The sequence below is a fragment of the Knoellia locipacati genome (genome assembly GCF_007992835.1).
GTDB classification, from domain to species: domain Bacteria; phylum Actinomycetota; class Actinomycetes; order Actinomycetales; family Dermatophilaceae; genus Knoellia; species Knoellia locipacati.
The window spans coordinates 404998-418058 of sequence record NZ_BKBA01000009.1; the positions used below are offsets into that span (position 1 = coordinate 404998).

Annotated in this window: 14 protein-coding genes and 3 tRNA genes; 8 read left to right on the plus strand and 9 right to left on the minus strand. The window is 70.1% G+C overall.

Annotated elements, in window-relative coordinates:
* Positions 1–8: 8 nt before the first annotated feature.
* Positions 9–1679, minus strand: coding sequence for a SulP family inorganic anion transporter (locus tag KLO01_RS13500; RefSeq protein ID WP_147065951.1), 1671 nt, complete (start codon positions 1677–1679; stop codon positions 9–11).
* Positions 1680–1685: 6 nt separating this feature from the next.
* Positions 1686–3392, minus strand: a complete 1707-nt coding sequence (locus tag KLO01_RS13505; RefSeq protein ID WP_147065953.1) for a formate--tetrahydrofolate ligase — start codon at positions 3390–3392, stop codon at positions 1686–1688.
* Positions 3393–3533: 141 nt separating this feature from the next.
* On the opposite strand from KLO01_RS13505, the gene KLO01_RS13510 reads away from it, so the two are divergent.
* The 6 genes from KLO01_RS13510 (at position 3534) to KLO01_RS13535 (ending at position 8232) form a co-directional block, all read left to right on the plus strand.
* Positions 3534–5171, plus strand: a complete 1638-nt coding sequence (locus tag KLO01_RS13510; RefSeq protein WP_147065955.1) for a M28 family metallopeptidase — start codon at positions 3534–3536, stop codon at positions 5169–5171.
* Between the two features lie 131 nt (positions 5172–5302).
* Positions 5303–5635 (plus strand): hypothetical protein, encoded by a 333-nt coding sequence (locus tag KLO01_RS13515; protein ID WP_147065957.1) that lies wholly within the window; start codon positions 5303–5305, stop codon positions 5633–5635.
* Entirely contained in the window at positions 5628–6029 is a 402-nt protein-coding gene (locus KLO01_RS13520; protein WP_147065958.1) for a hypothetical protein, read from the plus strand. The genes KLO01_RS13515 and KLO01_RS13520 overlap by 8 nt, the downstream gene beginning before the upstream one ends.
* A 64-nt stretch (positions 6030–6093) precedes the next feature.
* Positions 6094–7359: a type III sulfide quinone reductase, selenoprotein subtype gene (gene sqr / locus KLO01_RS13525; RefSeq protein WP_147065960.1), complete on the plus strand. Its 1266-nt coding sequence runs from the start codon at positions 6094–6096 to the stop codon at positions 7357–7359.
* A 5-nt stretch (positions 7360–7364) separates the two neighbouring features.
* Positions 7365–7679 (plus strand): TusE/DsrC/DsvC family sulfur relay protein, encoded by a 315-nt coding sequence (locus tag KLO01_RS13530; RefSeq protein ID WP_147065962.1) that lies wholly within the window; start codon positions 7365–7367, stop codon positions 7677–7679.
* A gap of 37 nt (positions 7680–7716) precedes the next feature.
* Complete coding sequence (locus KLO01_RS13535; protein ID WP_147065964.1) at positions 7717–8232, plus strand: DsrE/DsrF/DrsH-like family protein; 516 nt, start codon at positions 7717–7719, stop codon at positions 8230–8232.
* Between the two features lie 20 nt (positions 8233–8252).
* Here the strand turns inward: KLO01_RS13535 and ppk2 are convergent, their stop codons facing one another.
* Genes ppk2 through KLO01_RS13550 form a run of 3 tightly spaced genes read right to left on the minus strand, consistent with a single transcriptional unit; the run spans position 8253 to position 9937 of the window.
* Positions 8253–9065 (minus strand): polyphosphate kinase 2, encoded by an 813-nt coding sequence (gene ppk2 / locus KLO01_RS13540; protein WP_147065966.1) that lies wholly within the window; start codon positions 9063–9065, stop codon positions 8253–8255.
* A gap of 51 nt (positions 9066–9116) precedes the next feature.
* Positions 9117–9578 (minus strand): SRPBCC family protein, encoded by a 462-nt coding sequence (locus KLO01_RS13545; RefSeq protein ID WP_147065968.1) that lies wholly within the window; start codon positions 9576–9578, stop codon positions 9117–9119.
* A gap of 38 nt (positions 9579–9616) precedes the next feature.
* Positions 9617–9937: a 2TM domain-containing protein gene (locus tag KLO01_RS13550; RefSeq protein ID WP_222611979.1), complete on the minus strand. Its 321-nt coding sequence runs from the start codon at positions 9935–9937 to the stop codon at positions 9617–9619.
* A gap of 128 nt (positions 9938–10065) precedes the next feature.
* On the opposite strand from KLO01_RS13550, the gene KLO01_RS13555 reads away from it, so the two are divergent.
* Both KLO01_RS13555 and KLO01_RS13560 read left to right on the plus strand, forming a co-directional pair.
* Positions 10066–10494 (plus strand): DUF4440 domain-containing protein, encoded by a 429-nt coding sequence (locus KLO01_RS13555; protein WP_147065970.1) that lies wholly within the window; start codon positions 10066–10068, stop codon positions 10492–10494.
* Between the two features lie 241 nt (positions 10495–10735).
* Positions 10736–11440 carry a hypothetical protein gene (locus KLO01_RS13560; protein ID WP_147065973.1) on the plus strand — a complete coding sequence of 235 codons (705 nt, stop codon included), beginning with the start codon at positions 10736–10738 and terminating at the stop codon, positions 11438–11440.
* Between the two features lie 65 nt (positions 11441–11505).
* Here the strand turns inward: KLO01_RS13560 and KLO01_RS13565 are convergent.
* From KLO01_RS13565 to KLO01_RS13580, 4 genes are all read right to left on the minus strand, one after another.
* A tRNA-Val gene (locus KLO01_RS13565) sits at positions 11506–11580 on the minus strand.
* A 17-nt stretch (positions 11581–11597) separates the two neighbouring features.
* Positions 11598–11668 (minus strand) — tRNA-Cys (locus KLO01_RS13570).
* A gap of 23 nt (positions 11669–11691) precedes the next feature.
* Positions 11692–11764: transfer RNA gene (locus tag KLO01_RS13575), tRNA-Gly, on the minus strand.
* Positions 11765–11840: 76 nt separating this feature from the next.
* Positions 11841–12977 carry a YihY/virulence factor BrkB family protein gene (locus KLO01_RS13580; protein WP_246136213.1) on the minus strand — a complete coding sequence of 379 codons (1137 nt, stop codon included), beginning with the start codon at positions 12975–12977 and terminating at the stop codon, positions 11841–11843.
* Between the last annotated feature and the right edge of the window lie 84 nt (positions 12978–13061).

The following is a 13061-nucleotide window of genomic DNA, read 5'->3' on the forward strand; positions in this document are numbered from 1 at the left end:
GGTGACGCTCAGCCGGACTGCTCCCACTCGGCCGACCACGCGGCATACCCCTGCACCGCGAACGGCAGCGTCATGAAGATGCGGTCCTCCCCCACCCGGTCGACGAAGCCGCTTCGCCGCAGGTCGTCACGCAGCTCCTGCTTGACGCGGCTGAGCGCGAGGACGATGCCGCGGCGCTCGAGCTCGAGGCGCAGTGTCTCGAGGGTGTCCGCGGCCGTGACGTCGACGGTGACGTTGGCCTCCATGTTGAGCAGCAGCCACCGGGTGGGTGTCGGTGCCCTGTCGACGGCGGCGAGGGCACGGGTGATGAAGTCGTGCGCGTTGGCGAAGAACAGCGGTGAGTCGTAGCGGTAGACGACGAGCCCGGGGACCGGCCGGGCCGTCGGGTAGTCGTCGACGTCGTGCATGCCCGCGACCCCGGGGACGTAGCCGAGGACCCCGTCGTGCGGGCGCGTGACGCGGTGCAGCAGGTCGAGCAGCGACAGGACGATCGCGACGAGCACCCCGGGCAGGATGCCGACGACGAGCACCGCCGTGGTCGTCCCGAGGGCGAGCAGTCCCTCGGTGCGGCGGAAGGCGAAGATCCGCCGGAACTCCGGCAGGTCGACGAGGCGCATCGCGGCATAGACGACGATGGCTCCGAGGGCAGCCGTCGGGAAGTGCGCGAGCACCGGGTTGGCCACGAGGATCGCGAGGACGACGGCCACGAGTGCTGCCAGCGAGTTCACTTGGCTGCGACCGCCGCTGGCCGACACGATCGCCGTGCGGCTGCCGCTGCTGCTCACCGGGAACCCCTGTGCCACACCAGCGGCGAGGTTGGCGGCGCCGAGTGCGAGCAGCTCCTGCTTCGCGTCCAGACCTGCCTCGTGCCGCGGCTCGAACGCCCGCCCGGTGAGGACGTTGTCGGTGTAGGCGACGACCGCGATGCCCAGGGCCGCGGGCAGCAGCGAGCGCAGGTCGACCAGGTCGAGGTCGGGCAGCCGCGGCGTCGGCAGCGCGCGCGGCACCGGCCCGACGACGGCGACGCCTCGGTCCTCGAGGTGCAGGACGACGACGGCCGCCGCGGAACCGAGCACCCCGAGCAGCGGGGCCGGCGCCCGCGGCACGAGCCGCGACACGGCGAGGAGGAACGCCAGCACCGCGGCAGCCAGCACCACCGTCGGCGCGTGCACCTCGCCGAGGTGCTCGAGCACCGACCCCACCTCGGCCACCGTGCTGTCGCCGGTCACGGCGAGCCCGGTCACCTTGCCGAGCTGGCTCACGACCATGAGCACCGCCACCCCCGCCATGTAGCCCACGAGCACCGGCCGCGACAGCAGCTCGGCGAGGAAGCCGAGGCGCAGCGCCCACGACAGCAGACAGATCCCGCCGACGAGCATGGCGAGACCCGCGGCGAGGGCGGCGTACCTGGCCGGCTCACCCCGGGCGAGTCCACCGAGCGCCACGGCGGTCATGAGCGCCGTCGTCGACTCGGGTCCGACCGAGAGCAGCCGCGAGGAGCCCACGAGCGCATAGACGACGATCGCGGTCCCGGCCGCCCACAGCCCCGCGACGGCAGGCAGACCGGCGACGCCGGCATACGCCATGACCTGGGGGACGAGGTATGCCGCGACCGTCACTCCCGCGACGACGTCACCTCTGAGCCACGACCGGTCGTAGCTGCTCAGGGTCGTGCGCACGACGCGTCAGAAGAGCCCGACGACGTTGCCGTCGGCGTCGAGGTCGATGGAGGCCGCAGCGGGGTGCTTCGGCAGCCCGGGCATGGTGCGCATCTCACCGCTGATCGCATAGACGTAGCCGGCTCCGGCCGCGACCCGGACCTCGCGCACCGGCATGCGCCAGCCGCGCGGATCCCCGCGCAGTGTCGGGTCCGACGAGATCGACAGGTGCGTCTTGGCGATGACGACCGGGAAGGCGCCGTAGCCGAGCACCTCGAACCGCGCGAGGTCCTTGGCGGCGACGTCGGAGAAGTCCACGCCGTCCGCGCCGTAGACCCGGGTCGCGACGGCCTCGATCTTGTCGCGCAGCGGCGCGTCGAGCTCGTAGGTGTGGCGGAGCTCGTGCGGGTCCTCGCAGGCCTCGGCGACGACGGCGGCGAGGTCGGTGGCGCCCTTGCCCCCGTCGAGGACGTGGGTGGAGACGGCGACCCGGGCCCCCATCTCCTGCGCGATCTCGGCGACGACGGCGAGCTCGGAGTCGTGGTCGGTCGGGAAGGCGTTGACGGCGACGACGGGAGGGATGCCGAAGGACCGGACGATCTCGATGTGCCGGCGCAGGTTGGCCGTGCCGGCACGCACCGCGTCGGGGTCCTCGAGCACCATCTCCGGTGGCAGTGGGCGACCGGCCACGACGGTGAAGCGGCCGGAGTGCGCCTTGAGCGAGCGCACGGTCGCGACGAGAACGGCGGCGTCGGGCGCCAGGCCCGAGACCCGGCACTTGAGGTTGACGAACCTCTCGGCGCCCATGTCCGAGCCGAAGCCCGCCTCGGTGAGCAGGTAGTCGCCTGTGTGGATCCCGATGCGGTCGGCGACGACCGACGAGTTGCCCGTGGCGATGTTGCCGAACGGTCCGGTGTGGACGAGGACCGGGGTGTTCTCGGTGGTCTGCAGGAGGTTCGGCATGAGCGCGTCCTTGAGGATGACCGCCATCGCGCCGGCGGCGTGGAGGTCCTCGGCCGTGACGGGTCGGCCGCCGAAGGTGAAGCCGACGACGATGCGGCCGAGCCGCTCCCGCAGGTCGGCCAGCGACGACGCGAGCGACAGCACCACCATGACCTCGCTCGCGGCCGTGATGTCGAACCCGGACTGCCGCGGCACGCCGTCGATCCGGGCGCCGAGCCCCTCGACGACGCTGCGAAGCGCGCGGTCGTTGACGTCGAGCACCCGGCGCCACGAGATGTTGCGGGGGTCGATGTCGAGCTCGTTGCCGTGGTGCAGGGAGTTGTCGAGCATGGCGGCAAGCAGGTTGTGAGCGGCCGTCACGGCGTGGAAGTCCCCGGTGAGGTGCAGGTTGAGCGACTCCATCGGCAGGACCTGGCTGAACCCGGCACCCGCGGCGCCACCCTTGATCCCGAAGGTCGGCCCCATCGACGGCTGCCGCAGGGCGAGGGTCGCGCGGTGCCCGAGCTGGGCGAGCCCCTGTGCCAGCCCGACCGCCGTCGTCGTCTTGCCCTCCCCGAGTGGCGTCGGGGTGATGGCCGTGATGACGACGTAGCGCGCCCGCGGACGGTCGGCCAGGTCCTGCTCGGCCGCCAGCTGGATTTTGGCGACGTGCCGTCCGTAGGGCTCCAGCCTCTCGAGGGGTATGCCGGCCACGCGGGCGACCGCGTCGATCGGCTCGAGGTGGGCGGCCCGGGCGATGGCGAGGTCCGAGGGTGGGGCGGCACTGGTCATGGCACCACGGTCCTCCTCGCGACGCCCCACGTCACGGGACAAAGGGCCCGTCGGGCTATGGCCGCACCCTGACCGCGTGTCCTAGCGTGAAGGAGATCAGGGTCGGGCCCCGTGTCCGCCCCCACAACGGAGTGGATGATCATGAGCGAACCGCGTCGAGCCCGGACCCGCACGATCCGCCTGGCGGCCCTGGTGGCCGTCGCCGCACTCACCACGGCACTGTCGGCGCAGACCGCGTCGGCGAAGCCGTCGGAGTCGTGCGCGAACCGCAACAACAACACCTACGAGAAGCTCCTCGAGTGCGTCACCCTCGACGGCGTTCGTGCGCACCAGGCCGCACTGCAGAAGATCGCCGACAACAGCGACGACCCCGTCTACCCGGGGACGCGCGCCGCGGGGACGGTCGGCTACGACCGCAGCGTCGACTACGTCGCCGGTCTCCTTCGCGGGGCCGGCTACCAGGTGACGCTGGACCCGGTCGACATCACCTTCAACTTCCCAGCCAAGCTGCGTCAGCTGACCCCGGCGCCGGCGGCCGACTACGAGACCGGCGTCTTCACGGGCAGCGGCTCGGGTGAGGTGCAGGGCACCGTCATCCCCGTCGACGTCCACCTCACCCCGCCACGGGCCTCGACCAGTGGCTGCGAGGCCGCCGACTTCGTGGGGCTCGACTTCAGCGGCCCCCGGGACATCGCCCTCGTCCAGCGCGGGACCTGCTTCTTCGGGACGAAGGCCTACTACGCCGAGCAGGCCGGCGCCGAGGCCGTCGTCATCATGAACCAGGGCAACACCCCGGACCGCTCAGGACTCATCGTGGCCGACGCCACGAGCGTGGACGACCCCATCCCCGGCGCCCCCGGACCGGTGACGCACGGCATCCCCGTCGTCGGGGCGAGCTTCGCCGACGGTGAGCTGCTCGCGCGACCCGGCTCGACGGCATACGTGCAGGTCCTGCCGGCGGAGACGCGCAGCGACGTCAACGTCATCGCGGAGCTGCCGGGCAGGAACACGGACAACGTCGTCATGGCGGGTGCCCACCTCGACAGCGTGATCGAGGGGCCCGGCATCAACGACAACGGCTCCGGGTCCGCCGCGCTGCTCGAGACCGCACTGAAGATGGCCAAGCTCAAGCCCGAGAACACGGTGCGGTTCGGCTGGTGGGCGGCCGAGGAGCAGGGACTCGTCGGTTCGGCCGACTACGTCACCGGGCTCTCCGCCAAGGAACGCGGCCGGATCGCCATGTACATGAACTACGACATGGTCGGGTCGCCCAACTCCATCTTCATGGTCTACGACGCCGACGAGTCGACGTTCGAGGCACCCGTGCCGGTGCCGGCAGGCTCGGCGGCCATCGAGGACGTCTACGAGTCCTTCTACACGAAGCTGGGTGTGCCCTACGACGACACCGAGTTCTCGGGTCGCAGCGACTACGAGGCCTTCATCAACGCAGGGATCCCGTCGAGTGGCCTCTTCACCGGCGCCGAGGAGATCAAGTCGCCTGCGCAACAGGCGATCTGGGGCGGCACGGCCGGCGAGGCGTTCGACCCGTGCTACCACGCGGCCTGCGACACGTACGCCAACGTGGACCTGCACGCACTCGAGGTCAACAGCGACCTCATCGCCTTCGCCATGCTCACCTTCGCGTACTCGACGGAGTCCGTGAACGGCGTGCGCGGCCAGAAGGTGCCGGGACCGGCGTTCACGCTGCCCGTGCCCGCCGGTCCGGAGGGCACGTTCGCCGGTGAGGCCGGCGGTCTGGCCCCCGGCGCGGCCGGCTGACACCGACAGGTCCACCACCGCGAGCGGCCCCTGGCGCGCACCCCGCGCGCCGGGGCCTTTCGCGTGCCCGGGACCTTCGCCCTGTCGTCGAGGCACGGCCTCGCGGTCCACTGGTCGTGGAGGTCGATGACATGAGTGCGAGATGGCGAGCCGTGTGTGTCGGAGCCGTCGTGCTGCTGCTCCTCGGCGCCTGTGCGGCGTCGGGCAACGAGAGCGCAGGGACCGCGGCCGGGCAGCCGAACTTCTGGCCGGGGCTGTGGCACGGGCTGATCAGCCCGATCACCTTCCTCGTCTCGCTGTTCCGCGACGACGTCGGGATCTACGAGGTGCGCAACTCGGGTGCCTGGTACGACTTCGGCTTCATGGTCGGGGTGTCGATCGCCTTCGGGTCGACGGCCCGCGCCGGTGCGGGCTCGTCCCGGCGCCGCGAGACCTCAGGGAAGAAGGTTGTCGACCGTGGGTGAGTGGGAGGACCGTCGCCCGCCCCGCGCCACCACCGTGGTCGGCGCGCTCTACCTCGTCGCCGCGGGCAGCCACGTGGGACTGGTGAGCGCGGACCCCACGGTCTACCGATCCTTCGCCGAGAGAGGGCTGTTCGCGTTCGTCCGTTCGGGGTGGACCGACGTCGTCATGGCCTCGCCGCGCTCGTGGATCTACGCCCTCGCGGCGGGTGAGGCCACCCTCGGCGCACTCCTGCTCAGCGGTGGTCGCGTCGCGCGCCTGGGTTGGGTCGGCGTGCTCGTCTTCCACGCACTGCTGCTCCTCTTCGGTTGGGGCTTCTGGCTGTATGCCGTCCCCGCCAACGTGCTGCTCGGTTGGCTCGCGCGCCGCGACTGGCCGCGCCTGCGCGGGACCTAGTGCCCTGTGGGCCACTCCCCCGGGCTCGTAGCGTCGACAGTGCAGACGAAGGGAGCAGGTCAAGGTGAAGAAGCTACTGGTGCTCGGCGGAGGAACGGCCGGGACGATGGTCGTCAACAAGCTGAGACGCCGGCTCCCGGTGTCGGAGTGGGAGATCACCGTCGTCGACCGTGACGACGAGCAGCGCTACCAGCCCGGCTACCTGTTCCTGCCGTTCGGCACCTACTCCGCCGACATGGTGGGGCGGAAGCGCCACACGCTCATCCCCGACGGGGTCGAGATGGTGCTCGCGGAGATCGACCGGGTCGAGGCCGAGGCCGACACGGTGCACCTCGAGGACGGGCGCGCCCTCCCCTACGACTACCTCGTCATCGCTACGGGGACGACTCCCCGGCCCGACCAGACGCCGGGGATGCTCGGCGAGCAGTGGCGCCGCAGCGTGTTCGACTTCTACACCTTCGAGGGAGCCCGCGCACTCGCCCACGCACTGCCGGCCTTCGACCACGGACGCCTCGTCGTCCACATCACCGAGATGCCGATCAAGTGCCCGGTGGCTCCCCTCGAGTTCGCCTTCCTCGCGGACTCCTGGCTCCGCAAGCGCGGCGTGCGTGACCGCGTCGAGCTCGTCTACGTGACCCCACTCTCTGAGGCGTTCACCCAGCCCATCGCGGCCCAGCACCTCGGCGCCATGCTCGAGGAGCGCAAGATCCTCGTCGAGCCCGACTTCATGATCGAGCGCGTCGACAACGACCGGAAGTCCATCGTCTCCTTCGACGAACGCGAGATCCCGTTCGACCTGCTCGTGACGATCCCGCTCAACATGGGCGCGGACTTCGTCGCGCGGTCAGGTCTGGGCGACGAGCTCAACTACGTCTCGGTCGACAAGGGCACGCTCCGGTCCACCGCCCACGCCAACGTGTTCGCCCTCGGCGACGCCTCGAACATTCCTGCCTCGAAGGCCGGATCCGTCGCCCACTTCTCCGTCGAGGTCTTCGTCAAGAACTTCCTCCAGCTCATCGACGGCAAGCCGATGACCGGGTCGTTCGACGGGCACGCCAACTGCTTCGTGGAGTCAGGCCACGGCAAGGGCCTGCTCATCGACTTCAACTACGACACGCAGCCCCTTCCCGGCAGGTACCCGCTGCCCGTGGTCGGGCCGCTCGGCCTGCTCAAGGAGACCCGGGCCAACCACCTCGGGAAGCTCGCCTTCCGCTGGGTCTACTGGAACGTCCTCCTCCCCGGCCGGCCCCTGCCGCTACCGGCCCTCATGTCCATGGCCGGCAAGGTCGCGCCGGTCGACACCCCCACCACAGCTGCATCCAAGGAGTGAGCACGATGCCCGTCACGACCATCGACAACCGACCGGTGCACGTCAACGAGGAGGGCTTCCTCACCGAGCCCGCCGAGTGGGACGAGTCGTTGGGCACCGCCCTGGCCGCCCAGATCGGCCTCGAGCTCGGTGACGAGCACTGGAAGGCGATCCGCTTCCTGCGCGAGGACTACGCGACCCGCGGCGAGACCCCGACGCTGCGACGCGTCACGGTCGCGGGCGGCATACCGACCAAGGACCTGTTCCGGCTCTTCCCGAGCAAGCCCGCCAAGAAGCTCGCCTACGTCGCCGGCCTGCCCAAGCCGCACGGCTGCGTCTGAGTGCGCCGACACCACCCACCCGACCGAAAGGCACACCATGACCGCCACCGACACCGCACCCGCCATCGTCCCGAGCTTCGACACCCCGTCGAGCACCGGTCGCAAGCTGGCGATCATCTGCTCCAAGGGCAGTCTCGACATGGCCTACCCGGGGCTGATCCTGGCCAACGCCGCGCTGGGCGAAGGCGTGGAGACCCACATGTTCTTCACGTTCTGGGGCTTCGACATCATCAACAAGAAGACGATGGGTGACCTCAAGTTCACCCCGCTCGGCAACACCGCGACCCACATGCCGCAGGGGCTCGGCGGGATCCCCGGCGTCACCCACATGGCCACCTCGAAGCTCAAGAAGTCGATCGCCGACCTCGACGTGCCCGAGGTCCCCGAGTTCCTCGAGCAGATCGTCGCCTCGGGCGGCCACCTCTGGGGCTGCCGGATGTCCGCGGACATGAACCACCTCACCGAGGATGACCTCTACAACGAGGTCGAGGCCATCATCAGTGCCAGCGACTTCATCGAGAAGACCGAGGGCGCCCAGCTGCTCTTCATCTGAGCCGGCGCGACCACGGCGCCTCACCCCAGGGTGGAGCTGTGGTCGGGCACGTAGGTCGTCTGCTCACGGGGCGGGCGCTCGTAGCCCCGCGGCGCCGGGCGGTCGGGCAGCACCAGCGTCGGCGGCGGCACCTCGACGTACGGGATCGTCGAGAGCAGGTGCGCGATCATGTTGAGCCGGGCGCGCTTCTTGGAGTCGGACTCGACGACGTACCAAGGTGCCTCGGGGATGTCGGTGTGCACCATCATCTCGTCCTTGGCGCGGGAGTAGTCCTCCCAGCGGGTGATCGACTCGAGGTCCATCGGTGAGAGCTTCCACTGGCGCATCGGGTCGCTCAGCCTGGACCTGAAGCGCCGCTGCTGCTCGGCGTCGCTCACCGAGAACCAGTACTTGCGCAGGAGGATCCCGTCCTCGACCAGCAACCGTTCGAAGATCGGGCACTGGTGCAGGAACCGGCGGTAGTCGTCCGGCGTGCAGTAGCCCATGACGCGCTCCACCCCGGCGCGGTTGTACCAGGACCGGTCGAACAGCGTGATCTCACCGGCGGCGGGCAGGTGCTCGATGTAGCGCTGGAAGTACCACTGGCTCTGCTCCCGCTCGGTCGGCCTCGGCAGCGCGGCGATCCGGACGTTGCGTGGGCTGAGGTACTCGGCGATCCGCTGGATGGTGCCGCCCTTGCCCGCGGCGTCACGTCCCTCGAAGATCACGACGATGCGGAGGCCCTCGGCCTTGACCCACTCCTGCACCTTGACCAGCTCGGCCTGGAGGCGGAGCAGCTCGGCCTCGTATGCCGTGGTGCTGAGGGATCCGGCGTCTCGCGGGGGCGCTGCCATGCACCGATCGTAGGGCGGTGCCCGCACGGCCGCCCGGGTCCGGACGAAGCCTCAGTCGGTGACGAGGTCCTCGATCCGCTCGAGCGTCCTCTCCATGTTGCGCCGGGTCGTCGTCGCCATCCGCCGGACCGCCGGCCGACCTGGCCACGCCTCGGTGCTGATGTCCCACGTCTCCCGGACGAGAGTGCCGGCCTCGACGGGCTCGAGCTCGTAGCGCCACGTCCGCCCGGTGAACAGCAGCGAGAGAGGGAACGGCGCGAGGGTGCGCCAGGCGATGCGACGGTCGTCGACGAGCTCGACCACCTCGTTGCGCGTCGAGTACCTCGCGCCCAGCTTCATGTCCATCCCGAACGAGTCGCCCAGCCGCAGCCGCCGCCCGCCCGAGCGTGCCCGCTGCACCGTGCCCGAGCCGTCGATGTCGAGGTGCCGGGCCGGGTCGACCAGCAGGTCGAAGATCTCGCCGGCGGGGGCGGGGATGAGGCGTTCGACGCTCACGCTGTCACGGTCGGTCATGGGGCTCAGGCTACGTGCGGCCCGAGCAGCTCCTCACGTCAGGCCATGCGGTCGCGCCGACGCAGCCGGTCCATCTCGGCCGCGATCCGGCCGGGCCCGGGCTCCGGCGACAGGACGTCCCAGGCGTGGAAGACCAGCCCGATCCCCCAGCCGAGCAGGGGGAAGACCGGCCAGAAGAAGCCGGCCCCCGTGGAGTACCAGATGCCCACGAGGAGCACGTTGACCATGACGTAGGCCAGCACGTGCGCCGTGAGCGCCCGTTTGTCCTGCAGCCGCTTGACGGCCCGCTCCCTCAGCTCACGCTCGTCATCGGTCGTTCCACCCGTCAGGTCTCGCGTCGACTCCGACATCTCGACCATCTCCTCTCCCCTCCAGCATCCACCCGGGCATCCGGCACGGGAGGGGACGTTGGTCCTTCGGCGAGGTCGGCGAGTTCGGCGAGATCGGCGAGATCGGCGACGAGGCCTCGAGCCGTAGGGTGCGGCACATGCGAGCAGGCGACCCGGAGCAGCACGACCACCACGCCGAGATCGCGCACGTGCTCCGCACGTTCTTCTCCGCGTTCACGTCGGGTCCCGACGTCGCCGAGCGCCTCACGGACCTGCACGACCTCTTCCTGCCCGGTGCCACGATCGTCATCGCGGGAGACACCCCCACGGTGCTCGACGTCGACCGGTTCATCACCCCGCGGCTGGCCCTGCTGACCGACGGCAGGTTGAGCCACTTCCACGAGTGGGAGGAGTCGGGGCACACCGAGGTCTCGGGGAGCATCGCCCACCACTGGTGCACCTATGCCAAGGCCGGTGAACAGGAGGGCCTGGCCTTCACCGGGCGCGGGCACAAGACGGTTCAGCTCGTCCGCACCACCGACGGCTGGCGGATCAGCGCCCTCGCCTGGGAGGACGAGCAGCCCTGACACCGGTGCGCCGCCCGGGTGCCCACGAGAACCGAGCCGCTCCACGGCATACGCAGGGGGAAGCCCGGATCGCGCATTCGGCTGCGGACGAGAACCCCACGGCTCTAGGTTGAGGCGCCTCGGAGGTCGGGGGCAGGCAGGACCACGGCACGGGGGATGTCGTCCAGTCGCTCGTTTCGGGTGTGCATGCAGTGCCCGTCGCCGGGGCCTGCACGATTTCCCACGAGCACGGAGGGCACACATGAAGCTGAGAAGTCTCGCGACCGGAGCGGTCGCCGTCGGCCTTTTGGTCACCACCGCACCTGCGGCCAGCGCAACCCTGGTCTCGGCCAGCGCCTCGATCGTCGACCGGAAGTGCAGCTCGCCCCTGAGCTGGACGGGGGGCGAGCCGCAGTACACCCACATCGCCAACTACGACACGCGACCCCGGGGCACCGTCGTCGTCTGCTACGCCGTCTACAAGTTCAGCGACGTCAACAAGACCTACGACTGGTACGCCGCGACGGTCGAGACCCGGTGGAACCGCACCGCAGGCACCCGCACCCACGACGCCGAGATGGGTCAGTACATCACCTCCTCGAAGTGGGCCGTCGACAACGACTACGGCGGCACGAGGACCTACACGTCCAACGTCGACTGCAGTCGCCAGGTCGATGTCGGCATCAGCGCCGGTATCGGTGTCGTGGGCTTCTCCGCCTCGACCCCGATCGTGGCGTGCTCGGGTCAGACCATCACCCGGGGCGCCCTGCGCGGGCTCTCGGCCGGTTGGTACACCCCGTTCGCCGGCAGCACTCCCTACGTGGAGACAGCCTTCGAGCAGAAGGTCACCGTGGGCCGCCCGACCTACACCTTCAGCGTGGAGATCCCGCGCTACACCTACAAGCCCGACTCCAACGCCATCTACCGGCGCACGGCGACGACGGCCTGGGTGACGTACAAGATCTGACGCGACACGGCATACGCACGACGAAGGCCCCGGATCGCTCTCGCGGTCCGGGGCCTTCGTCGTGCTGGTGGGCGATACTGGGTTTGAACCAGTGACCTCTTCCGTGTCAGGGAAGCGCGCTACCACTGCGCCAATCGCCCGTGAGGGGTACTACTCGAGGTGGAGACGGGATTTGAACCCGTGTAAACGGCTTTGCAGGCCGCTGCCTCGCCTCTCGGCCACTCCACCATTGAGGGGTGGCTAACCCTCCGAGCGGATGACCGGGTTCGAACCGGCGACCTCAACCTTGGCAAGGTTGCGCTCTACCAACTGAGCTACATCCGCGCGCTGCTCGAAGTTTCCTTCGTGCGTGCGGAGAGAAACTTAACCGATCCTGCGCGTGAACTCCAAACCGGCTCCGTCAGCGTCCGGAACCGACCCGGATACGAGGGATGACGAGCGTCTCGTCCTCGCTGATCGGGGTGAGCGGGCGACGTGCTGCCTGCCGTATGCCGTCCAGGTCGAGGTCGTCGTCCACGTCGCCGTCGGCGGGCTCCACGTCGTCGTCCACTCCCCCGGGACCGGCCGCAGCAGTGGACGACGCGGGCGCCGCCGCACCGCCGTGCTGGGGCCGCAGCCAGCTCGCGACGCGGGCCCGCAGGCTGCGCTGGTCCTCGGACGGCCAGAGGTTGCGGATGCCGGCGTTGAGGGCTGCGCCGATGAGGACGGCGATGGCGAGCATGTAGAGCCAGATGAGGAGCACGATCGGCGCGCTGAGCGGCCCGTAGATCGACGTGCCGCCGAGCGAGGCCGCGATCGAGCCCCGAACGGCGAAGGACGCCACGACCCAGATGAGGAGCGTGAGCACGGCTCCGGGGACGTCATGGGTCCACGGGCTCCGCACGGGCGTGGACACGTGGTACAGGCTCGTGAAGGCCGCGATGACGAGCAGGGAGACCACGGGCCAGTAGAGGAGCGTGAGGAAGTCCAGCCGCTCCGGCAGGAACTGTCCGAGCAGCGTGGGTCCGATGAGGACGAGCGGGATCGTGACGATGCCGACGACGAGCGCGACGACGTAGAGCGAGAAGCTCAGCACCCGGGTGGGGACGATGCCGCGCACGCCCGACTGGCCGTACATGATCGAGACGGTGTCGACGAGGACGTTGAGCGCCCGGGAGCCCGACCACAGCGACAGCACGAAGCCGACCGAGATGAGGTCGAAGCGCCCGGCCGTGAAGACGTCGTCCACCGTCGGTGCCAGCGTCGAGGAGATGACGTCGGTGGTGAGGAAGCGGCCGGCGAACTCCGTGATCCCGTTGCGCACGGTCTCGACGGTGCCCGTGCCCAGCCACCGGCCGACGTAGCCGACCCCTCCGAAGAGCCCGAGGACGAGCGGCGGCAGGGACAGCAGCGCGAAGAAGCCGGCCTCGGAGGCGAGCCCCGTGACGCGGTAGCGCAGGCAGATCCGGATCGTCTCCACCGTGAGCCTGGCCAGCGCCTCGACGGCAGGGAACCGCGCCAGCCAGCGCCGGAGGCGTCGCTTCGCGTCGGTCACCACCCGTTCACGCTAGCCGCCCACGCTGCGCCGACCTGCCCGTGACACGGTGCGGAGGCGGACACGAGCCGGTCACATCTGCCCCGG